This window comes from Acinetobacter sp. 789_lipA (genome assembly GCF_058242845.1).
In genome coordinates this window covers 2,560,838-2,583,525 of the sequence record NZ_JBZAYS010000001.1, presented here as the reverse complement: position 1 = coordinate 2,583,525, position 22,688 = coordinate 2,560,838, and the positions used below count along the sequence as shown (strand labels likewise).

Genomic DNA, 22,688 nt, shown 5'->3' with positions numbered 1-22,688 from the left:
AGTAGAAAAATGTCAAATAAAAGTTATCGAAACGCGATTAAAGAAGCAATTGAATTAGAAATGCGCCGAGATCCGAGTGTCATTGTGGTCGGTGAAGATGTTCGTGGTGGGCATGGTGGCAAAAATACCGATGACAATAAACTGGAAGGTTTTGGCGGTGTACTTGGTGTAACCAAAGGCTTATGGACTGAATTTGGTTCTGAGCGAGTCATTGACACCCCGATTACAGAATCGGCGATTATTGGTATGGCGGCAGGTGCTGCTGCAACGGGTTTAAGACCTGTGGCAGATTTAATGTTCATGGATTTTTACGGCGTGTGTTATGACATGCTGTATAACCAAGCGGCTAAATTCCGCTATATGTTTGGTGGCAAAGCCAAAGCGCCACTCGTTGTACGAGGCATGATCGGTGCAGGTTTTTCCGCAGCAGCGCAGCATTCTCAGTCGCCATATAACGTGTTTGCCTCAGTGCCTGGTTTAAAAGTGGTGGTGCCTTCAAGTGCCTATGATGTGAAAGGGTTGTTGATTCAAGCCATTCGAGATGATGACCCAGTAGTCTTTTGTGAACACAAATTGTTGTATGACATTAAGGGCGAAGTGCCAGATGAAGCCTACACTATTCCTTTTGGTGTCGCAAATTACACCCGTGAAGGCACTGATATTACCATTATTGCCTTAAGCTTGATGGTGCATCGTGCCAATGAAGTTGCGGATAAGCTCGCAAAAGAAGGCATTTCGGTTGAAGTGGTTGACCCTCGAACCATTTCTCCATTAGACGAAGATGGCATTTTAGAATCAGTGGCGTCAACAGGTCGCGTAGTGATTGTAGATGAATCTGCGGCGCGTTGCGGTTTCGGACATGATGTGGCTGCACTCATTGCACAGAAAGGCTTTCATTATCTTAAAGCACCAATCGAGTTAGTCACTCCACCACATTCACCCGTACCATTTTCACCAGTATTAGAAAAAGAATGGCTACCCAGTGTAGAACGCATCGAACAGGCTGTACGTAAGACGTTGGAGGCTTAGGATGAGCGAAATTAAAACTTTAGAAATCCCAAAATGGGGTTTGTCCATGGAAGAGGGTACGATTGCCCAATGGCTGATTGAGGAAGGTACGCAATTTAGTAAAGGACAGGAAATTTGTGAAATTGAAACCACAAAAATCGTCAATGTTCTTGAAGCACCTTTTGATGGCTTGCTACGCAAAATTATTGCTAAAGATGGCGACACGCTGGTCGTAGGTGGAGTTATTGCAATTTGTGCAGACGCTCAAGTTTCAGATACAGAAGTTGAAGCATTTGCACAGTCCTTAGGTGGAACACCTGCTGTAACAGAAAATAAAGCGGTAGCAGCGGTTCCTGAAAAAGTAGCTGTAGCTCAAGTTGAAACCAAAGTGCAAGCTGCTCCTAAACAGAACAGTGTTGGTAATGGATCAAAAGCGGTGACTCAGGGCGGATATTCTATTCCTGCTGCGTTACAAGGCTACCAACAAAGCGATGATATTTTTGCAACGCCACATGCCTTGAAATTGGCTGAAAAGCATAATGTAAACTTGTCTCAGATTACGGGTTCTGGACGTGAAGGTCGTATTAGTGTTCAAGATATTCAGACCGCAGTTCAAGCTGCTGGTGGTTCTTGGCCAGATGTGCGTCATCAAGCCAGTACCAAAGCCGCGAAATCTAAAGCAGATGATAGTGATGTTCTAGCGACACCTGTTGCCCGCCGTTTGGCAAGACAATGGGGCATTAATTTGCATGATTGTCGCGCATCGGGTTCACGTGGACGAGTCTGTAAGGAAGATGTTGAAGCTGTATATCAACGTGAAAACCCTGTACAAGCTCAACATGCTGATCATGCGCATCCAACAGAGTCAGCAAAATTCACCACCGTAGCTATGAATGGTATGCGTAAAGCAATCGCTGCACGGCTACAAGCGGCAAAACGCAATGCACCACATTTTCGCTTAACGATAGACTTAAATGTTGAGTCGGTTCAGGCTTTGCGTCAGCAAATTAACAGTACTGTACCGCAAGTCAAACTTTCCATTAACGATATGCTGATTAAAGCTGCTGCTGCTGCACTGATTAAAGTTCCACAAGTTAATGTTCAGTTTGATGAAGAGAATCAGCAGATTTTACAGTTTGAACAGGCTGATATTTCGGTTGCTGTAGCCATCGAAAATGGACTGATCACGCCAATTATTAAAGCAGCGAACCGTAAATCTTTGGCGCAAATTTCCAATGATATGCGTGATCTGGCGACACGTGCCAAAACTGGAAAATTGGCACCTGATGAGTTTCAAGGGGGCAGTTTCAGTATTTCCAATTTGGGAATGCTGGGTATTCAACAGTTTGATGCCATTATTAACCCGCCTCAAGGTGCAATTCTAGCCTTAGGTGCAGCAGAGAAACGTGCTGTCGTTGAAAATGATGAGATTGTTGTTCGTGAAATGGTGACCGCAACATTGTCTTGTGATCATCGTGTCATTGATGGTGCGTTGGGTGCTCAATTCTTATCGGCATTGAAGCAGTTTGTCGAAAACCCTGCATTAATTTTGGTGTAGGAGGAATAGCCATGTCAGATACACAATTTGATCTTGTGGTTATTGGTGCTGGTCCTGGAGGATATGTCGCTGCGATTCGCGCAGCGCAACTGGGATTAAAAACAGCAATTGTTGAAAAACAACACTTAGGCGGAGTGTGTCTTAATTGGGGATGCATTCCAACCAAGGCATTATTGAGCGGGGCTGCGCTTGCGCAGCAGTTCAAACATGCAGAGCAGTTTGGCTTTACTCTTAACGCGGTTGATTTTGACATTCAAAAACTGGTCCATCATAGCAGACAGGTTTCTGAGCAACTGGTACAAGGTATCGGTCAATTATTGAAAAAGAATCAAATCACTGTTTTTAATGCAGCAGCCCAATTTATTGCCAAAGAGCATTTAGAGCTTACAGATGCGAATGGTCAAAAACAGCAGATTTCTGCACTGCATATTATTGTCGCAACAGGTGCACGTGCGGCCAATTTGCCTCATATTCCTGTAGATGGCCATCAGGTCTGGAGTTATAAAGAGGCTTTAGTTCCGGAACAATTACCAAAATCTTTACTGGTCATTGGTTCGGGGGCTATAGGCAGTGAGTTTGCAAGCCTATACCAAGACTTAGGCTGCCAAGTTACCTTGGTTGATATTGCAAAGCAGATTCTCCCTAGCGAAGACATTGAAGTTGCGAAGTATGTACAAAAGCAATTTGAACAGCAGGGTATGCAGGTTTTAACCGAAGCGACTGTAAAAAAAATAGAAACTGATCAGGCTCAAGTACATTGTCATATTGAAACTGCCACAGGTGTGCAAATCATTACTGTTGAAAAGGTGCTTTCAGCTATTGGCGTGAAACCGAATGCTGAAAATCTTGGCCTAGAAGCTTTGGGAGTTGAATTTGAGAATGGTTTTATTAAAGTCGACTCATGGTGTAAAACCAATATAGTGGGCATTTATGCAATTGGTGATGTCGCAGGTGCACCGTGTTTGGCACACAAAGCCAGTCATGAAGCCATTCTTTGTGTGGAGAAAATTGCAGGCCTAAGTCATGTACATGCTTTAGATCGTACACAAATTCCGGGCTGTATCTTTACCCATCCGCAAGTGGCCAGTATTGGTTTGACAGAACAGGAAGCGAAAGCTGCGGGCTTGAATATCAATGTGGGTAAGTTTCCTTTACAAGCGAATGGTAAAGCATTGGCTTTGGGCGATAGCGCAGGATTTGTTAAAACCATTTTTAGTCAGGAAACAGGGGAATTGTTAGGTGCTCACATGGTCGGACATGAAGTCACCGAACACATTCAAGGTTTTGCCATCGCAAAATACCTAGAAGCAACGGATGAAAGCTTAGCACAGGTCATTTTCCCACATCCTACTTTATCTGAGGCGATGCATGAGTCGGTCTTGTCGGCAATGCAACGTGCCATTCATATCTAAGGAGTCGGAACATGCCTAGAGGTTTAAACAATAAAGTTGCATTAATTACGGGTGCAGCACAAGGAATTGGACGTGGTATTGCCTTACGTTTAGCACAAGAAGGTGTTCATATTGCCTTGGTCGATCTTCATCAAGAAAAGTTAAATGCTGTTCAAAAAGAGGTTGAAGCCTTTGGCGTAAAAGTCACCACATTTATTGCGGATATTTCAGATCCAATACAAGTAAGTCATGCAATTGATCATGCCGAATCGACACTTAATGGTTTTGATATCATGATCAATAATGCAGGTATTGCACAAGTTAAAGCTTTGGCAGAAGTAACACCGAATGAATTTAACCAAATTATGAACATCAATGTTGGTGGTGTACTTTGGGGGATTCAAGCCGCAGCAAATAAATTTAAACAACGCCAACAGGCTGGAAAAATTATTAATGCATGCTCAATAGCAGGTCATGAAGGCTTTGCTTTACTCGGTGTTTATTCGGCAACTAAATTTGCAGTTCGTGCATTGACGCAAGCTGCGGCTAAAGAATATGCCAGTGTTGAAATTACTGTAAATAGTTATTGTCCGGGTGTTGTTGGTACAGACATGTGGGTCGAAATAGATCAGCGGTTCTCTGAAATTACAGGTGCACCAATTGGTCAAACGTATAAAAAATATGTAGATGGTATTGCTTTAGGACGTGCTGAAACACCAGATGACGTGGCTGCATTAGTTGCATTTTTAGCCAGCGAGGATGCAAACTATATTACAGGTCAGTCTATTTTGACAGATGGTGGAATGGTTTACCGTTAATATCAACATGAGGAATACACAATGAAAGCAGCTCGTTTTTATGATCGAGGGGATATTCGAATTGAAGATATCCCTGAACCGAAAGTACTTCCAGGCACAGTTGGAATTCAAGTTGCATGGTGCGGTATTTGCGGTACAGATTTACATGAATTCATGGAAGGCCCTATTTTTATTCCACCTTGTGGTCATCCACATCCAATTTCGGGAGAATCTGCACCTGTAACAATGGGACATGAATTTTCAGGCGTAGTTTATGCAGTTGGTGAGGGTGTAGACGATATCCAAATTGGACAACATGTCGTAGTTGAACCCTATATTATTGCGGATGATGTCCCGACTGGCCCGAATGATAAGTATCATTTATCAAAAAATATGAACTTTATTGGTTTAGGCGGACGTGGCGGCGGTCTTTCTGAAAAAATTGCAGTTCAACGACGTTGGGTACATCCTATTTCAAATGATATTCCCTTAGACCAAGCAGCATTGATAGAACCTTTATCTGTCGGTCATCATGCCTATGTCAGAAGTGGTGCAAAAGCTGGCGATATCGCACTGGTTGGTGGCGCAGGCCCTATAGGCTTGCTTTTATCAGCCATTTTAAAGGCCAAAGGTCTCACGGTCATCATTACTGAGTTGAGTGCAAAACGTAAAGAAAAAGCGATAGAAGCGGGTGTTGCAGATTATGTATTAGATCCTTCCCAAGTTGATGTGGTTGCTGAAGTAATGAAAATTACGGAAGAACGCGGAGTTGATGTCGCTTTTGAATGTAGTAGTGTCAATAAAGTCATGGATACACTGGTGGCTGCAATGAAACCAACTGGTGTGGTCGTTATCGTTTCGATTTGGAGCCATCCTGCCACAATTAATGTGCATAGTGTGGTTATGAAAGAGCTAGATATTCGTGGCACGATTGCTTATGTAAATGACCATCAGGAAACCATCCGCTTAGTCGAGCAAGATAAGATTAATCTAGAACCTTTTATTACCCAACGTATTGCATTAGATGATCTTGTTTCTAAAGGCTTTGAAACACTGATTCATAATAATGAGTCTGCAGTCAAAATTATTGTTCATCCGTAGTAAAGCCTAATTTTAACGACAAATTTGAATAAGCTAGAAATAAGCTCTATATAGCTATTCCTAATATCTTTAGCGATAGGGAATGAGCCTGTACGTACAGATTCATTCTCAAATTTACAGTGTAGAGTGCCAGTATGATTTTGATCATACAGCCTAGTATTTGGTATAAAATATTATGCTGAGGCTGGGTTTTGATAGCTACGATTTTTGTTTGGTTTTTTGGCGTAAGACATACAAATATAAGCTTTCAACTTTTTCACGTGCCCATGGTGTGGTACGTAAAAACCGTAATGATGACTTAATACTTGGATCTATACAAAAACATCTAATTTCAATTTTACGACTTAAGCCTTCAAAGCCACCGTAGTAATCCAATAATTCATCCAAAATGTCAGCAAGTTTTTTGCCGTGCAAAGGGTCATTGGAGGCGTTCATAATAGATCAACCATATTTTTGGAGGTCATCATTATAACCTGAGCTAGTTGAAAAATGAGTGGGTTGAAATTTAAACATAATTAACATTGATGTGCGCTGAAATAGCAGGATTCATTCACAACTAAAGCCAAAAATGGTTACTTCACAGAATCGCTCGCCAGCAACGTGGCTTCATTTTTCACCATGGATCGCGCTCGTATAAACCATTACCAGATCAAGTCTACTATTAGAGATCTTAAGGCACATGTTTTGTTTACTGTCTGATTTGGACGAGCTTTATATTTGTAGTATTGGAAGAAATTTTAGCTATTTATCGAGCAAATATTTGCTCATTTAATTTAAATTATCATAGAAATGCGCAAATATATTCGCATTTTTTTTATTTTATGATATTTTTGAGAAAATATTTGCTTATTAATATTTATGGAAAAATTAACGATTCAAGCTCTTCTCGATACAGAATGGCTAGATATAGCAGAACTCAAGATATTAGAACCACATAAAGGTTCTGCAAGTGCGAGTGAGTTATCCTACGAATTAGAATATGCCATTTCTTATCTAGATAAGAGAGATGAACATGCATGTAGCTTAGCACTTCCTGTTCAGATTCTTATTCAACATGAATCGAAAGTCTGGTTTAGTTTTTTAGATGATATTGTTCCATCTGGTGCTGCTCGACGTTATTTAGTGCAATATCTAGGTCTGCAAAAACTTTCGCCAGCAGAACAAGATTTTACTTTATTAGAAAAGGGCACAATTGCTCCTGTAGGGAATCTAAGAGTTAAGGAGTCAGTTCCTCCGATCAATCCAGAATCAACATTACACTTACGCAAGTTCACTACTGGTGATGTTACAGAACGAAATGTTGATTTTCTCGAATACGCACAACAAATGGGTGCAATTAGTGGCGGTGCAACTGGTGCAGGAGGTGAGGCTCCAAAACTATTAATTCGCGTGTCAAAGGATCAGCAAGTTTGGATTGATACCTATCAAAATTCTTTTGATGAACCAGATCAGCATTATCTAGTTAAATTCCCTCGAAATAAGCGTAGTGCAATAGATTGCGACATATTGAGAGCAGAATATCATTTTTATCATGTCCTGAATGAACTTGGATTTACAACAATTGAAACTTCTCAGATGAAGCTGATTGAAGGTCAGAAATACCCTTCGTTATGGTTGCCGAGATTTGACACAGAGTGGCGTAATCAACAATGGCATCGACTCGGGCTTGAGTCAGTTTATTCCGTATTGAATAAAACATCAGGGAGCCATTTGAATCATTTTGAGGTCATAGACACGCTTTGTACCTTATTAAAATCGGTGGACAAAAACTTTGATTCTTCGCAATTCGTTTGTGAGTGGTTACAAAGGGATTTGCTGAATATCATTTTTGGTAACTCAGATAATCACGGCCGTAATACGTCATTCTTAAAAAAATCAGGACGAATATTTCTTGCTCCAATTTACGACTTTGCCCCAATGAAAGCCGATCCAGAAGTTGTCACGAGATCAACAACATGGGGAAGTCCGTATGAAGAAGGAGGGGAATACCGCTGGGAAAGTATTAGCCGAAATCTTGCACATTGGTGTGAACCACAAATATCTTTAAGTACATTGAAAACATTGGCGAGCAAACTTATTGGTCTCAAACAGCAATTAATCAATAAAGGTGTTCCCCAAACGATTATAGATATGCCAGGTCTAGGATATGACTTTATTGAAGCCAAATTGAGTCGATGGGAGCTATTATGAAAAAGGAAAATCAGCCACTTGACCGTCAGCAATTGCTCATTGATTTATATACGCAATATTTATTCGGTAAAATTACCTTGGGGCAACTGCTGAACCACTTGCGCAAAAATGTATTGGGGCTATCTCAAGAAAAATATGCAGCAATGGTTGGAATCAGTCGGCGTACTTTAACCGACATTGAACAGGACAAAGGTCAACTGACTCAGGTCGTGTTAGATAAGGTGTTTAAACCACTTGGCTTAAAAGCTGGCCTCGTACCGACACATGAGCATATCGTTCACAAGATTATTCAGCCATCTAGTGATTAAAAGCTTAAGATTGAAGGTATTTTGACCATCTAGGCAGGACACTATGGAAAAAATGGTCACGCTGTGCATCAAGTTATTAGGCGATAAACTCAGTTCAAGGAATTTTGACAGTCAATTCAACGAGATTGATCTGCCTGAGAACAAAAAACAATCGAATACAGCGAGTTTACAGTGGGGATTGAAAACCCCCATTAATAAGATGCCGGTAAAGATTTATGCGTGTAAACCAACATTTGTACAAAACAGTCAGCTATGACAGAAACAAGGGCACACTCACCAGAGCCGACTATGAGTACATGCGCGATCTACTGGAGACAGTCCTAGAACAACTGCAAAATTCAGAATTAGATAACGATAAAGAAATAGATCAGCTTAAACAATTTTTTCTCTGTACACGACAAAAATAGATAACTCATTGAAATAATGTCACAATAATTGTTTTCTAACGACGAATACTATGACACATCTCAATGAGTTATATCTTATCTTAAACAAATCTCTAAAATGGAACAAGTCACATTTAAAGTGCTTTGCGCTCATCATGCTTGTGATTATTTTAAAGCAAACATGTAATCTTTCTTCTGCATCTAAAGCCTTGCCCATCAAGTGCTTACCACAATCATTTTATCGACGTATGCAGCGCTTCTTTGCAGGTCAGTATTTTGATTATCGTCAAATTTCTCAGTTGATTTTCAATATGTTTTCATTCGACCAAGTGCAACTGACTTTAGATAGAACCAATTGGAAATGGGGAAAACGAAATATTAATATCCTGATGCTCGCAATCGTTTATCGTGGAATAGCGATACCTATCCTTTGGACATTGCTTAATAAACGTGGAAATTCAGATACGAAAGAGCGTATTGCTTTGATTCAACGCTTTATAGCCATTTTTGGTAAAGACCGTATTGTGAATGTGTTCGCAGACAGAGAGTTTATCGGTGAGCAGTGGTTTACATGGTTAATTGAACAAGACATCAACTTCTGCATTCGTGTTAAAAAAACTTCATTGTCACCAATCATTTAGGAAAGAATCATAAAATTAGTGATTTATTTCGCCATCTTAAAGTTGGTCAAATTGAATGTCGTAAACGACGGATTTTGGTTGGTCGGGTGAAACTATATATAAGTGCACTACAGTTAGAAAATGGAGAGCTTTTACTCGTCGTTTCTCCTCAGTTTAATGCCAATGCTATTCAGGATTATGCATTACGCTGGGAAATTGAAACCTTATTCAGTTGTCTCAAAGGACGCGGGTTTAATCTTGAAAATACGCGCTTGACAGACCCTAGACGAGTGAAAAAATTGATTGCGGTGTTAGCTATAAGCTTCTGTTGGTGTTACTTAACGGGTGAATGGCAACATGATCAAAAAAAAGCGATAAAAATAAAGAAGCATGGACGACTCTCAATGAGTTTATTTCGCTATGGTTTAGACTATGTTCAAATGGCGATTCAGCGTTTAATTGGTTTTGGGAAAAAAGAAGAGTTTAAGGAAATTTTGGCAATTTTAAGAAGGCAGAATCCTGATAGGATAAGGGTTCTGTGAAATTTGTCGTGTACAGAGCAATTTTTTATAAAGTTAGATCATCACATTGATAGGTTGCGTGCGTAGATTTCGGCATAACGTATATTATGTTCATTAGCGTACTCGGCATTGTGAATATAATTTTACTGAGATTCACAATGTCGAGCTGTAGCACCAACTGAGGTTGCGTAGGCTACAGTCTTGGATATGCTATTTAACATAATATACATTATACGCAATATAAGTTATTTATAAAAAGCTACACTTGATGATGTAGCTTTTTATAAATAACTTAGATCACATCAAATTCAATTCGACGGTTTTTCTTACGACCATCTGCAGTTGCATTATCAGCAACAGGTTTGTTTGAGCCCAATCCTTCGACACTTAAGCGTTCTGCTGCAATACTTTTATTGATCAAATAATTTTTCACAGCTACAGCACGCTCTTTACTTAAAACAAGATTCTTTGCGGCGTCACCTGAGCTGTCTGTATGTCCGATAATTTTGACCTTTTTCCCACCAACCTTATTTAGAGCCACCGCCATTTCATCTAAGATCTGAGTCCCACTCGCAGCCAAAACCGCACTGCCAGATTCAAATTCTATAATTCTGTTTTTAAGCGCTTCATCTATAATTTGCTGTTCAGCCTGATTGACAGAAAGCTGCGCATTTAAGCGATATGGTGGCGTTACTAAACTTTGGAATAAGCTTGTTGTTGGCTGAACTTCATTTGAACTCGATATTTTTCCATTAAGTTCCATTTGCGTACCACGTACAGAAAGTTTACCTTGGTGAACTTTTTTTAACTCTGGAACCACCATATTCGCAACAGATTCACTCCAACCATTCGGAGCGCTAACTGCTTTAACCTTTATTTTATCAATCACTTGGTCAGCGCCATAGACACTGTACATCTTGTTTAAAATAATTTGCTTACTGGCATCATTTGGAACAACACCTTCAACAATAATCGGTTCAGCCCAGACATTCCCACTCAGGGCTAGCGTTAAAGTCAGCAGCCATTTATTTAGCTTAAATCTATGATTTATTTTCATATTCTATTAATCTATAAAAGTTTTTTTAAAAAGTTTCACAGCTTGTATTAAGCTCAATTGCCGCTCACATAAAGCTTGCTCCAGCGTTGCCAAACCTGCATTTTGCTCTAAATATGCATCAATCCAATTGGCTTGAACCAATGAAACCCAGTGATCTGAATCTAACTTTTGCGTGAAAATTTCACTTAAGGTCATAATATCAGCCCCTTGAAAGCCAAAAAGCAGTACGGGTTTTTCGCTATGTAAAATTCCTATCAGAAGCTCAGCATTTTGATTTTGAATAAAAAAACTGATTAGATTGACCCAAAAAGCCGCAATTTCATAGCAGTAGCTAGAGTTATTAATAGGTAAAATCAACACCTTAGTTAAGCGACTAGTACCATGTTGAATGACGGGCTGTAACAATAACCCGAGTCCAATCATGCTTTGTGCAAGCTCGTAACTGGTCATTCTTAGTAATTGAGCAAATGAATGTATCGTATGGTGTTCATAAAATGCCGAAACTTCGCTGTTATTAAAAACTTGTATCTCATTATTTAATTTAGATAATTTATCAAGCACGATATTGGGGTCACGTATCGAACGTACCACACGATTCTTTTGAAATAAATCGATTAAAGTTTGCTTATAGCGATATGGTGCATAAATAAGATTATCAAAACTATTTTCAACCTCTAATAAATGACTCAAAACCATTGGAAATTGACGGCCAGAACTATCGTGACTGGCTATCAAATTTGCCACAAGAAAATTATTTTCTTGTGGATTGGCAATAAAAAAGTCTAATGAAGGTAGCTTTTCATATTCTTGCGTAAATCCCTCTGATTGCATGGCATGTTCTAATGCCTCAGTAATCCACTGATCAATCAGTTGAATTAAGGCATACTGACCGCGTGTTTTTAAGAAATCACCACGTGCAGGACATTTTCCGTAATATAATGCTAAGGTCCGCAGTTCATCCATCACAATACTCCTTACAACCTAGCCACTTTCGAGAAATCATAAACGAGACTCCTGTATACCCGGCGTTGGAGCTTTAGGACTTGCAACAGTTGCTGAAGGTGTGGTTTGCGCTGCCACCACACGTACGGATTTAGTGGTGACAATTTGATCGACCAGTTGCATGCCATTGTAACTGCGCTGCCCGCCTAAGGCGCCTCAAAAATCGTATGCGTTTTCCCATCTAAATCAATGGCTGTAATACGTGCACCAGGAATTGCTCCGGCATTTGGCCATACAAAATTCACCCATTGTTGAATGCCATTTTCATAAAGCATTCTTTGCCCATCAATATCAATGGTATAGGATAAAAACTTAGGATTTTCAATTGGGTAAAATTGAAAATTGGATTGCGCTGTAGCAGCAGGTGCAGATGAAGCTTGATTCAACGCTCCTGTTGCCATGCCATTACTTGGCGCAACATAGCTTTGAAAATTCATTACAAATTGTGGATTTAAACTAATCCCTAAATCTTTCCATGTCTTAGAAGTCAAGGTATAACCACGACGAATAACCAGTGGATCAAGATACTCTTTGACATAACGCGCAATACTGCCATTTTCGCCAAGAATCTGGCTAATTTCATTGCTGGTTGCTTGCAATGTCGCTGAAGAATTAAATGGATATTTTTTACTCAGGTTTGTGTTAAAAGGTTGGTAGACTTGCATAACCCATAGCTTATTCATCTCATCTTGTGCGGGGAGAATTAAACTTTCAAATGATTGTGTCAGTGGCGAAATCAACAGCTTTTGGAGCAGTTTCTGATCAACCTCAGACAAACCAACGGACATTTTTTCATCGACCAGCTTCTGCGTTGTATTAAAAACAGAGTTTTGCTCATTAATGGTCGACTTAACTAAACTCATCGCAGATGGTCCAATATCCCCTGAACTTTTCAAGTCATTGAATTTACTTCGAACTTGTGCTAAAGATTGCATGTATTCATCAAGCAAAGACTTATTTTGTTGGTCGTCACGCTTACGCACCAACTGATAAAACATCTGGAATTCTTTAGAAATCGGGCCTTGCGCTTGATTCATGACTTTGGCATCAAGCTGAGTTTCATCTCGTCTTAATACTTTGCGTTTAAACCAAGCCACAAAACCTGTTTGTGGCGCTGCCAGCTCTGCCATTACGACTGGATTGTCCCAACTGGTTTCTTTGGCAACGCGATCAAAAACACTTCGAATGGGTGAGTTTTCAGGCTCGCCTAAAACTTGAACGAAACTCGCCTGTTGTCCGTAATCCTTAGCTTTTGCATAATGTATCGCACCTAAAAATTTCCGCCATTCCGCAATATATTCTTTTTTATAGAGTTCTGTGAGCTGTTTACGGATTTGATCTGGGCTACCACTAAATGATAAGTCATCCGACTGTGTGCTGTTGAGTACCCAGTCTTTGGTATCCGTAGGACGTTTTGCAACTTCATCGATGGCTTGTTCAACATATTCTGACCATGCAGCATGTGTAAACATACCCGGTAATGCATAACTGCCTAAGATTGCATTTTGATTGGCATCGCCAAGCATTTGCTTTATGGTTAATGCCGGATAACGGACAGCCGCACGCATTTTTAATTCATTATAAACACGGTCTCGTGCAGGCATTCCACGAACAACAGACAGAAGAACTTGACGCGTTTGATCCACCACCAAGCTGTCTGAGCTGAGTACAGGAAATTTAGGATCGCCAGCTAAAGTCATGCTATACGACAAAATTTGCTCTGCCTTTTGGATCATTTCTCCGCGCGGCATTTGCCCACGATTATTATCCAACCATGAACGCCAGAAGCGTGTGACTTGATCACTTAAATGACTTGCATCCATATATTGAGTATTACCCATCATTAAATAGGCTTTTAAAGCATTGTATGCATCTTGTGGATTTGCATCATTAGGCTCTAAATATTGCTGTGTTTTTGCAACAGGCGTCAGCTCTACATTTGCATGGTTTGTGCGCAATTTCTCTTCATTGCTTTTCACCCGCTGTAGATATTGAGCAATATTTTGTTGTGTTGGAGTCAATACAATTTGCTCAACACCCTTTAAATATTCAGTTTTTAGCTTCTCCCGCAGCTCATCTCCCTGATATAGACCAAAACCCAGCTTTAAAGGACGATCTTCTTCAAATTGGTCCAACTGCTGCATACGTTCCTGTAAAATCAAGAGTGCACTCAGTTGTGTAGACAACTCTTGACCTGATTGCTTTTCAAGTAAAACGACTTTGTCTAAATCGGCTTGTACGTCTGCAATCAATTGTTGATTATTCCGATAAGACCACACCCATAGACTTAAAATGATGGCTACACCAAATAAAGCGGCAACAAAGGCGATATAACGCTGACGCTTTCGGCTAGGGTTAATATGCTGTTTAACGAGGTTCTTGTCTTTCAGAATAATGTCTGAAAATAAACCTTTTAAAAAATAGCCATGGTTTTGCGAAACTGAACGCGTTGGAATGCCATTTTCATTGTCTAAACCTTTTTGCAATAAAAAGTCTTGAGCAATTTGCTCGGTCATTGGACTTTCAATAATGCCTTCTTGAAGTGCGCTGGTGAAATAAAAGCCACGGAAAACAGGTTTAAATTGATAAGGGTTATCTTCAAACAGCGTGCCAATAAATGTCTTTAATGCAGGCTTTAAGCTTTTAAACTCTAAAGGAAATGTCATGACACTTGGAGAAATATTCTGCGAGTGTCGGCGGCTGAGATGTGTCGTACTGACGCCTTTTAAACCGTCATATAAGATGGAATAGTGTTTTTCAAACAATTCAACAGCATTATTGGCCCCATCGGTTGTATAAGGCAGTGTTGCCCCCCAAACCTGATCAAACTCACCGACTTCATAACATTCAAAAAACTCAGTAAAACCTGCAATCAGATCCATTTTAGAGAAGACCAAATAAACAGGCGAAAAAACTTCTAGGCGCTCAGTGAGATCTTGAATCCGTGCACGTAAATTCTTTGCCAATTTGATCGACTTTTCTGGGCTGTTACTGACCAACTCAGCAATACTGACAATCACGATCAAGCCATTGATTGGTGCTTTTGAGCGGTTTTTTTTCAAAATATTTAAAAAACCTAGCCACTCAAAATGATCTTCCGCATAAACGGAATAACGACCTGCAGTATCTAATAACACGCCTTCTGTTGAAAAAAACCAATCACATTGACGGGTTCCACTTAATCCAGCAGAAACTGATTTTTGATGAGTTTCTTCAAAAGGAAATTTTAAACCTGAGTTATAAATGGCCGAACTTTTACCCGCAGCCGGATTACCAATTACCATATACCATGGCAACTCGTAGAGTGCAGCATTGCCCTTTTTATCCCCCAATTTTGATTTCCGAATCAACTGAATAGATTCTTTCATTTGTTGCTGAATTAAATGAAGTTCATCTTTGTTTTTTTGTTTGCCATATTCCGCATGCGTATCATGTGCAATGGCATCGGCAAGAGCTTCACCTTGTGCAGCATGTCGACGACGTACAATGAGTAAATAAATCCCCCACAGCATCAACCCGACTACATAACAAATCATTAAAGGCCAAAAAAATTTGGCTGGAATGACGTTATGCATGGCCATTAGTGCGACAAAACCCGATATAGCCATAATGGCTTTAGGGTTGCTCACATACTGCCAAACATAACCTAAGACGTTATAAAATAAAGAATTCACAATACTCTCTTATTCTTTTTTAATTTAAATGGTTGGTTCTACAGGGATATTACTGTCTTCACACGCATGTAGAAAACAATGTGTAGACAATTGATCAGTGCTATAAATCATCGCCATCAGCTCATCAGGCAAATGCATACTCAACATAAATCCAAATACTTTGGCCAAATGCTGCGTATGTCCAAAGCTTTGTTTGGTATGAATGAAGTGATGCAATTCAATCCCACTTCGATCGAAAATTTGGTTAAGTTTTTTCATGGTTTGAATGTCTGTAATATCATCGAGCATCAGCACAAAAGGCTGAATATCTTTAAATTGTTCTAATTGCTTCATCGGTGGGGATTCAAAATGATTGGCAAGATTGGCCTCGTTTAGTGCAATCTTGAGTTGTTTTAAGGGTTTGATATCAAGTAATGGTAAAGAAGATGATGCTAAGCACCAACTAGAGGCATATTCAGCAGGCAAGTAATGGTCGGTTAACCATGTTTTTTCATCAAGCAGTTCTTGGTCAATTTCAGAATCTACATTCAGGATGAACGTGATTTCCTCTGACTGCTGAGAAATTTGCTCCAATAACAGCATCCAATCTTTATAGGCTGTTTCTTGACTGAAATAATGGTGCTCAAGATGAATTTGCTGCGTAATCACGCCTAATGAACTTAAATAATCCTGTACGACGCCACTGCTTTGTTCTTCATTCCAAGCATGTAACATCGATTCAGGCAGCAGCATATGTATATTGATACGGTTTAATTTAGCAACCTGCTGCACATCAGGTTGTTCCTCTGGTTCATTGCTATCATATTCACTCGTAGGATCAATCCATGCCGGATGCATACGATATTCATAGGCCAATTCACTGTCATAAAATAAAGCCGATTGCTTTAAATGCTGCGAGACTTGCCACAATGTTTCTGCATGTTGCTCTAGTTGATGCTCGATCAGAGCTTGAATTCGCAGATGGCGCGGATGATCAACGACTTCACCATCGTCCTGATTTGTAATGACATGATCTAGTGCATGTATGCGATAAGACAGCATCGGTAAGCCATAGGCATTTTGTAATTGCGTATCGAGCTCTGGGCTTTTATATTTTTTAATCTCGTCAAGAATCTCGTCATTTTCCCCAAAAGCACTATATGCAGACGAGGAATAAATATTCAGGTTCAACCACTGAACTTCAACAGCTTCAGCCTGTTGGTTGTCATCATCCTGATGCTGCTCTACTTGCGCTTGTTTTTGTTGCTCTTTGCGCTTTTGGTGGGCTTTAATGGCATGATAAATAAATACAGGAGACCATAAAATCACACACAGAATCAGTGGAAATAGAAGCAAATAATTGAGCAGGTCTGCCCCAGTTGGGTCATATTGAATATCTCGCCAATAAAAAATGACGATTCCTGCAACAAGCAACAACAAGCTGCTCAAAGTACCAATAAAGAGCTTAAGCATGCCCTATCCCCATCAATGTATAACAGGTTTCATGATTGTGTTCAGTTGGCATCGGCATTAAAAAAGCGCCTTGTGATAAACCAATGGTCATCGTTGAACTCAGCTGAATCGGTTGAATATCCTCTTTCCTCAGGATGATTCTTAAATCCACCCCAAGCGTTGGACTGTGCCAACTTGCAAGTAATCGTTTAAGTTTTATACTCTCAGCTTGATCGGGTAAAAATTTTAAATACTCGGTGTATGAGACGGGGCCAACTTCTATTTCAATTTTTCCATCTATTTGACGGATATTTTCTCCACAAAAGGTATTAATGCCCAATTGATTATTACCACCCAGTGTGCTTCTTTGTTCAGGGGACAAATGAAAGACCTCTTCAACAAATTCTTTAATCTTAAAGGGTTGCTTAAACACACAACTCAGCATGGTTTTTAGCGCATGTGATGTATTATTTTGCCCCTGCATTAATCCAGCGAATTCAGCAAAATAATGATCTAAATCCTGCTGCTCATGTTGAGCACTCACATAGCCATTTAGTGCATGCAAAATATCGAGGTAATGGTTTTCTTGCTCAATCTCATAGCGAATCGGTAAATGGTAAGCTAAAGATGCATCCACATATTGCGCAGTGAGCTTGTGATTAAATAAACCTAAAAAATGAAGTGTTTCATTCCGTTGTATACGCGCACTTTGTTTAATTTTATTGGTATAGCTATACGGTAAGGTGCCCTGAATCCCAGTTAAACCAATCATTAAGTTGGTTAAGTGAATTTTTTCTTCGTCAAGGGTCAAACTCTCAATTTCTGCATTCGGAAAATTAAGATTCAGTGAACTATGAAACTTAAATTGCTTTGCCCAATCCCCTTCTTTTTGAGCATGGGGAGCCTCCGCATGACGTAGTAATCGCGTGGCCTGAATAAATTCAAAAGCGTTCGGTTGTTCAACCAGTACATCAACTATAGAAGTGTCTTGCCACCAACGTTCTGCACGCATTGGTATAACTCCTGTTGAGATTGAGCATCTGAAATAACAACATCGACAAAACTGTTCATCTGGACTTTTAGATTAAAGACATGCGACAACAACTGACTAAAAATATACAGGCTATGTCCTCGAAACACTTTCGAATCAATCCCTAGATTTACTTTCAACCCTCGTATAAAGAGTGGGAATGGTTTTGCATCCACCATCTTTTGCTTTAATTCAAAACTAACCGACTGAATCGCATTAATAATAAGGTGGTTTTCTTTGAGCTGAGGCAGGTTATACAGTTCAAGCAATTCCTGAATATGGCTTAAAGCATCGCCCTTGGTGAGAGATAAAGTATTTAATGATAAATGCGAAATGATCCGCCATTGCTCTTTTTTATTTTGTTCAAAGTAATAGGGTTTATTCGGTCTTTTTAAAACCACAGCTCGCCGTGCCAGACTACTATCATTCAAATTTAATATATTGTTGGCTTGGCTCAATGCCTCATGGGGTAAATCACGATTGGAGCATAATAATTGCGTACTGATAAAATCAGATTTGGTTGTTTCAGGCGATAAATGTTTTGAAATAATACTATAACCTGTTTCAACATATTTATTTTGTAGCTGTGCCGAATTCAAACTATAAAAAAACTGAGTCTCATCCTTTTGATAATGACTCATCGCAAAGAATGGATAAATGTCAAAAGTAGTTTGATCTTTATTCGACTTTTCACGAATCATTTGCATTTTAGTAATCGAATAAGTTTGATAAAACTCAGGATGATGAGCATCGGTAATTAAAGGATATTCGAGTTGTTGATGATTAATTTTTTGAGGTTCAGCCTGTTTTTTAAATAAATTGATAACTGGTACCACATATAATTTAAAGTTTGCGACATTCAACTCAGAATAATTTCGAATATTGACCTGATCATTTAAATTCAGTTTAAGATGAATCAAAATTTCAAACTGATTTTGCTCTTTTTCTAAATATTTTAACAAACCTAAGTTCATATTGAGAAAGTTAAATTTTTCAGAAAAACAGAAATATTCCATCAACAGCCGGTATGCATGATGTGTATGTTGATCCAAGGGCAACAGACTTTCAGTTTCAGCAAAACCCATGATACTAAACGGATTTGGGATGTCGATGACGCGATGACCAAACTTTAATGAAAATCCTGTACCCGACTGGAACACAGCATCCAAAACTTGTAGTGGAAAATTGGATATCGCATCCAAATAAATAGGCAAGTTTTCTTTTTCTACGGCTAAAAAGAAACGACATCCTGCTAAAAATAAAGCGAATCAAGTTTAATAGAATATAGAGTGTAAAATTATGAGCTTAGAAATCGAGCCTTTATTGTCTCCTATCTCAAGCGATCAACCATGTGGACAAGACTTGTCTTTTTCCAATGAATTCCACGCTATCAAAATTGCAAAAACTCAGGATGATCCACTACTCGATCAAGGCGACTGGGTCGCTGAACCCAAGCAAGCAGACTGGCATTTCGTTGAACAAAAATCTATCGAACTTCTCACGGAAAAATCGAAGGATTTACGCTTATTGGGCTGGGTACTTGAAGCGTGGTCAAATTTATACGGATTCGAAGGCACCGCAAAAGCCCTAGAGCTTATGCACCGGACGCTAAATGAGTATTGGACACAACTTCATCCTGAAATTGAAGAAGAAGATTTAGATCAACGTCTAGGTTTATTACAAGGTTCAATTAATCATTTGATTCCACTGATTAAACAAGTCGCTATCGTGAATGTTCCTTCATTTTCACTCAGTGATTATGAAGCCTTATTGAGACAAAAAAACCATTTGTTGAAACAAGTCGAAAGTTATACGGATGATGCCAATAGCTCTCAGATTTTGGAACAATTTGAGCAGAGCTTGTTCAATACATCAAAATCATTTCAATATCAGAACTATCAACATTTTTCGGCGATTCTGGCTGAATGGTCAATTTTGAAAAGTGTATTAGATACCTTAATAGGCTTAGATGCACCAAGCTTTGCTGCGATTGATACTCAGCTTGAAAACATCCACACCAGTTTAAAAAAGCTCTACAAAACCGATGTTTTTACTCAGCCTGTAATGGCGACACAAACGTCTGAGTCTTCTGCTGCCGCAACGATAACAACACAGGCACTTTCATTTACTCAGCACAAAGAACAAGAGATTGACATGAACACCGTCCATCCATCCAAAGGCTTTCAGGTTCAACCGCAAAATCACTTAGCAAACCGTGAACAAGCCATGCGGGTATTACAAGAAATTTCTGACTATTTCCAAGCCAATGAACCGCATAGTCCCGTAAGCTATATGTTACAGAAAACCATCAAGTGGAGTCAGATGCCACTACATGAGTGGTTAAATCAAGTCATTAAAAACGAAAATCCACTGCATAACGTCCAAGAACTACTGGGCGTGCAACAAGCAAATGAATCAAACGATTGGTAATCTAAATGTTTAAAGCAGAAAAAATACTTTGGGGTGAAGGTCTATTTTTACGTCCTCAACATTTTCAATTACAAGATGCGTATCATGAACAACGTCTGAATCATACCATTCGTTCCACAATTCCATTTGCCTATGGCATTCAAAATATTCAATTTGATGAAGCCCAGTTACACACACATATCTTGGCACTCGAAAGTATTAGTATGATTTGGCAAGATGGCGAAATCTATCAGGCGCCGGCACGTGATTTATTGCCAGAGCCAGTGTTATTAGATGAACTGAATTTACGTGGCGAAATCTTGGTTTATTTGGCTTTGCCGATTGTACAAGCCAATAAGAAAAATGTGACCGCTGAAAATAGTGCACAGTTCGGTCGCTATCATTCTTATCTAACCTCAACTCATGATTTATTTACAGATGCAACTGCAGCAGATATCACCTTATTGCGCCGCCGTGCAGAGTTTCGCTTGTTAGAGGTCAACGCAGAACCGAATCAAGAGCTTGATGGCTTTTTGTATTTAGCTTTAGCAAAAATTAAACGTCAAAGCTCAGGTCAATTTGAATTTGATCGTCATTTTATTCCGCCTATCTTGCATATTGAATCTTCTGAAAATCTTATCTCGAGTTTGAAACGCAGTTTAAATGTTATCAAAGCGAAAATTAAAACCATTCAAAGTAATAATCGAGAAAACGAGCAAAAACTGATTGAATTTCGCTCTGGCGACATTGTGTCATTTTGGCTGGTTAATGCACTCAACACAGCACACGCGACGTTGAATCATTTATTGCAATACCCGCATATCCATCCAGAGCGGCTATTCTTTGAATTATTACGTTTGACTGGCTCATTGCTGACTTTTTCAACGGCTCATGAGGTTGATCATTTACCTCGCTACCAACATCATAATTTACAAGAAAGTTTTAGTCAGCTCGATGTCATTCTACGTGAGTTATTAGATACGATTATTTCAAACCGCTACATCAGTATCCAACTCAAAGAAACACGACCATTCTATTGGTTAGGCAGTTTAGAGTCAGATAAAATCACCCGAGATTCAAGACTTTACTTGGCTGTTTCAAGCAGCATGATGCAAAGCCACGAACTGATTCAATTGGTTCCATTGCGCTTTAAAGTGGGCAATACCGTAGATGTGGAACAACGCGTCATCGCCGCACTCCCTGCAGTTCCTTTACATCATTTAATGCAAGTTCCAACCGCTATTCCAGTGCGATCTGGTGTGAGTTACTTTGAAATTGAACCAAATAATGACTTATACCAACGCATGTTGGATGCCGAGTCGATTTGTATTTATATTCCGGCAGGTTTCCAAGATATTGCTGTTGAATTGATTGCTGTGATGAATGGCTAAGGAAATGAATCATGAATAATGCCCCTTCACTTTTTGATGATGGACAAATTGGAACTGGTTCAATTACTCAGCCCATGACCGCCAAAGTCACCAGTACAACCAACTTGGTTGACTTACTCCATGACGGGTTTTATATTGTATTTTTATTAAAAAACAAATATATACCGAGTAGTTCGACTGAATTTCGTGAAAAAATTCTTGTCCTACTCAACCGTTTTGAAAACCAAGCTCGAAAATTACAATTTTCATCAGATGACATTCAAGATGCTAAATATGCTTACTGTGCATTATTAGATGAAACCATTGTGACTCAGCAAGATGCACAATTTTTCGAGCTACAAAATAGTTGGTTAATCAGTCCCTTACAGCTTAGTTTATTTGGCTCGCAACTTGCGGGTTATCGTTTTTTTGAAATTTTAGAAGAGTTACGCCGTAAAGGAAATAGTCGATTAGCCGCACTTGAAGTTTATCATTACTGCATGCTCCTGGGTTTTCATGGTAGATATCGCATTGAATCTATAGAAAATTTAAACCATTTGGTCGCACGTGTGGGCGATGAAATTGACTATTTGAAAGGAAAAAAGGCTGCCTTTTCTCCTTTTGCATCGCTCCCCGATCAAATTAAACACATGATTCACCGTGAGCTTCCTTTTTACTGGATTTTACTTTTTCTAATCCTATTCGCGCTCTTATCCTTTGCAGGCTTGCGCTATATGTTATCAAAGCAAAGTACGAATTCTTTGGCCACATATGAAAATGTCATTTCTACGCCAACAGAACAGGCACATATTACTATTCATTTACCCTAAGAACT

General features: G+C 39.4%; 16 protein-coding genes and 3 pseudogenes. 12 read left to right on the top strand and 7 right to left on the bottom strand.

The window, feature by feature from the left end:
* Nucleotides 1-9 precede the first annotated feature (9 nt).
* Genes AC4CUZ_RS12560 through AC4CUZ_RS12540 form a run of 5 tightly spaced genes read left to right on the top strand, consistent with a single transcriptional unit; the run spans nucleotide 10 to nucleotide 5,855 of the window.
* Entirely contained in the window at nucleotides 10-1,029 is a 1,020-nt protein-coding gene (locus AC4CUZ_RS12560) for an alpha-ketoacid dehydrogenase subunit beta (protein ID WP_114837086.1), read from the top strand.
* Nucleotide 1,030: 1 nt separating this feature from the next.
* Nucleotides 1,031-2,566 carry a dihydrolipoamide acetyltransferase family protein gene (locus AC4CUZ_RS12555; RefSeq protein WP_287166453.1) on the top strand — a complete coding sequence of 512 codons (1,536 nt, stop codon included), beginning with the start codon at nucleotides 1,031-1,033 and terminating at the stop codon, nucleotides 2,564-2,566.
* Between the two features lie 11 nt (nucleotides 2,567-2,577).
* Nucleotides 2,578-3,978, top strand: a complete 1,401-nt coding sequence (gene lpdA, locus AC4CUZ_RS12550; RefSeq protein WP_279691978.1) for a dihydrolipoyl dehydrogenase — start codon at nucleotides 2,578-2,580, stop codon at nucleotides 3,976-3,978.
* 11 nt (nucleotides 3,979-3,989) lie between these two features.
* Entirely contained in the window at nucleotides 3,990-4,775 is a 786-nt protein-coding gene (locus AC4CUZ_RS12545; RefSeq protein ID WP_114837083.1) for an acetoin reductase, read from the top strand.
* A gap of 21 nt (nucleotides 4,776-4,796) precedes the next feature.
* Nucleotides 4,797-5,855 carry a 2,3-butanediol dehydrogenase gene (locus AC4CUZ_RS12540; RefSeq protein WP_279691975.1) on the top strand — a complete coding sequence of 353 codons (1,059 nt, stop codon included), beginning with the start codon at nucleotides 4,797-4,799 and terminating at the stop codon, nucleotides 5,853-5,855.
* Between the two features lie 198 nt (nucleotides 5,856-6,053).
* Here AC4CUZ_RS12540 and AC4CUZ_RS12535 read toward each other — a convergent pair whose 3' ends face one another.
* On the bottom strand, nucleotides 6,054-6,290 hold the full coding sequence (locus AC4CUZ_RS12535) for a VF530 family protein (RefSeq protein WP_114837081.1): 237 nt from the start codon (nucleotides 6,288-6,290) through the stop codon (nucleotides 6,054-6,056).
* A gap of 423 nt (nucleotides 6,291-6,713) precedes the next feature.
* Here AC4CUZ_RS12535 and AC4CUZ_RS12530 point away from each other — a divergent pair, with 423 nt between their 5' ends.
* From AC4CUZ_RS12530 to AC4CUZ_RS12515, 4 genes and pseudogenes are all read left to right on the top strand, one after another.
* Nucleotides 6,714-8,045 (top strand): type II toxin-antitoxin system HipA family toxin, encoded by a 1,332-nt coding sequence (locus tag AC4CUZ_RS12530; RefSeq protein ID WP_279691973.1) that lies wholly within the window; start codon nucleotides 6,714-6,716, stop codon nucleotides 8,043-8,045.
* Nucleotides 8,030-8,353 (top strand): helix-turn-helix domain-containing protein, encoded by a 324-nt coding sequence (locus AC4CUZ_RS12525; protein ID WP_373863465.1) that lies wholly within the window; start codon nucleotides 8,030-8,032, stop codon nucleotides 8,351-8,353. Before AC4CUZ_RS12530 ends, AC4CUZ_RS12525 begins: the two co-directional genes overlap by 16 nt.
* A 14-nt stretch (nucleotides 8,354-8,367) precedes the next feature.
* Nucleotides 8,368-8,480, top strand: a pseudogene (locus AC4CUZ_RS12520) (IS5/IS1182 family transposase); the annotation flags it as partial.
* Between the two features lie 330 nt (nucleotides 8,481-8,810).
* Nucleotides 8,811-9,901, top strand: a protein-coding gene (locus tag AC4CUZ_RS12515; protein WP_085947913.1) for an IS4-like element ISAba1 family transposase whose coding sequence is annotated in 2 segments (ribosomal slippage) — nucleotides 8,811-9,351 and nucleotides 9,351-9,901 — 1,092 coding nt in all. Because the reading frame shifts where the segments join, the coding sequence is not laid out codon by codon here.
* A gap of 271 nt (nucleotides 9,902-10,172) precedes the next feature.
* On the opposite strand, the gene AC4CUZ_RS12510 is transcribed toward AC4CUZ_RS12515, so the two are convergent.
* The 6 genes and pseudogenes from AC4CUZ_RS12510 to tssF form a co-directional block, all read right to left on the bottom strand.
* Nucleotides 10,173-10,937, bottom strand: a complete 765-nt coding sequence (locus tag AC4CUZ_RS12510) for an OmpA family protein (protein ID WP_201951461.1) — start codon at nucleotides 10,935-10,937, stop codon at nucleotides 10,173-10,175.
* Between the two features lie 6 nt (nucleotides 10,938-10,943).
* On the bottom strand, nucleotides 10,944-11,900 hold the full coding sequence (gene tagF, locus AC4CUZ_RS12505; RefSeq protein WP_201951463.1) for a type VI secretion system-associated protein TagF: 957 nt from the start codon (nucleotides 11,898-11,900) through the stop codon (nucleotides 10,944-10,946).
* A gap of 36 nt (nucleotides 11,901-11,936) precedes the next feature.
* Nucleotides 11,937-15,547, bottom strand: a pseudogene (gene tssM / locus AC4CUZ_RS12500) (type VI secretion system membrane subunit TssM).
* Nucleotides 15,548-15,637: 90 nt separating this feature from the next.
* The gene (locus AC4CUZ_RS12495; protein WP_004693090.1) at nucleotides 15,638-17,065 is read right to left on the bottom strand and encodes a hypothetical protein; all 1,428 of its coding nucleotides are present in this window, start codon (nucleotides 17,063-17,065) and stop codon (nucleotides 15,638-15,640) included.
* The gene (tssG, locus tag AC4CUZ_RS12490) at nucleotides 17,058-18,056 is read right to left on the bottom strand and encodes a type VI secretion system baseplate subunit TssG (RefSeq protein ID WP_490747669.1); all 999 of its coding nucleotides are present in this window, start codon (nucleotides 18,054-18,056) and stop codon (nucleotides 17,058-17,060) included. Before tssG ends, AC4CUZ_RS12495 begins: the two co-directional genes overlap by 8 nt.
* Nucleotides 18,020-19,294, bottom strand: a pseudogene (tssF, locus tag AC4CUZ_RS12485) (type VI secretion system baseplate subunit TssF); the annotation flags it as partial. The pseudogene tssF and the gene tssG, both read right to left, overlap by 37 nt.
* Nucleotides 19,295-19,373: 79 nt before the next feature.
* Here tssF and tssA point away from each other — a divergent pair.
* From tssA to icmH, 3 genes are read left to right on the top strand one after another with little or no spacing between them, the layout of a single operon-like run.
* Entirely contained in the window at nucleotides 19,374-20,504 is a 1,131-nt protein-coding gene (gene tssA, locus AC4CUZ_RS12480) for a type VI secretion system protein TssA (RefSeq protein WP_201951468.1), read from the top strand.
* Between the two features lie 5 nt (nucleotides 20,505-20,509).
* Nucleotides 20,510-21,874 (top strand): type VI secretion system baseplate subunit TssK, encoded by a 1,365-nt coding sequence (gene tssK, locus AC4CUZ_RS12475; protein ID WP_490747668.1) that lies wholly within the window; start codon nucleotides 20,510-20,512, stop codon nucleotides 21,872-21,874.
* An 11-nt stretch (nucleotides 21,875-21,885) separates the two neighbouring features.
* Nucleotides 21,886-22,683 (top strand): type IVB secretion system protein IcmH/DotU, encoded by a 798-nt coding sequence (gene icmH / locus AC4CUZ_RS12470; protein ID WP_005399426.1) that lies wholly within the window; start codon nucleotides 21,886-21,888, stop codon nucleotides 22,681-22,683.
* Nucleotides 22,684-22,688 lie beyond the last annotated feature (5 nt).

Coding starts and splice junctions, on each gene's coding strand:
- tssA (WP_201951468.1), top strand. CDS start 19,374: ATGAGCTTAGAAATCGAGCCTTTATTGTCTCCTATCTCAAGCGATCAA.
- tssK (WP_490747668.1), top strand. CDS start 20,510: ATGTTTAAAGCAGAAAAAATACTTTGGGGTGAAGGTCTATTTTTACGT.
- AC4CUZ_RS12535 (WP_114837081.1), bottom strand. CDS start 6,290: ATGAACGCCTCCAATGACCCTTTGCACGGCAAAAAACTTGCTGACATT.
- AC4CUZ_RS12530 (WP_279691973.1), top strand. CDS start 6,714: ATGGAAAAATTAACGATTCAAGCTCTTCTCGATACAGAATGGCTAGAT.
- tssG (WP_490747669.1), bottom strand. CDS start 18,056: ATGCGTGCAGAACGTTGGTGGCAAGACACTTCTATAGTTGATGTACTG.
- AC4CUZ_RS12510 (WP_201951461.1), bottom strand. CDS start 10,937: ATGAAAATAAATCATAGATTTAAGCTAAATAAATGGCTGCTGACTTTA.
- AC4CUZ_RS12560 (WP_114837086.1), top strand. CDS start 10: ATGTCAAATAAAAGTTATCGAAACGCGATTAAAGAAGCAATTGAATTA.
- AC4CUZ_RS12555 (WP_287166453.1), top strand. CDS start 1,031: ATGAGCGAAATTAAAACTTTAGAAATCCCAAAATGGGGTTTGTCCATG.
- AC4CUZ_RS12540 (WP_279691975.1), top strand. CDS start 4,797: ATGAAAGCAGCTCGTTTTTATGATCGAGGGGATATTCGAATTGAAGAT.
- AC4CUZ_RS12495 (WP_004693090.1), bottom strand. CDS start 17,065: ATGCTTAAGCTCTTTATTGGTACTTTGAGCAGCTTGTTGTTGCTTGTT.
- lpdA (WP_279691978.1), top strand. CDS start 2,578: ATGTCAGATACACAATTTGATCTTGTGGTTATTGGTGCTGGTCCTGGA.
- icmH (WP_005399426.1), top strand. CDS start 21,886: ATGAATAATGCCCCTTCACTTTTTGATGATGGACAAATTGGAACTGGT.
- AC4CUZ_RS12525 (WP_373863465.1), top strand. CDS start 8,030: ATGGGAGCTATTATGAAAAAGGAAAATCAGCCACTTGACCGTCAGCAA.
- tagF (WP_201951463.1), bottom strand. CDS start 11,900: ATGGATGAACTGCGGACCTTAGCATTATATTACGGAAAATGTCCTGCA.
- AC4CUZ_RS12545 (WP_114837083.1), top strand. CDS start 3,990: ATGCCTAGAGGTTTAAACAATAAAGTTGCATTAATTACGGGTGCAGCA.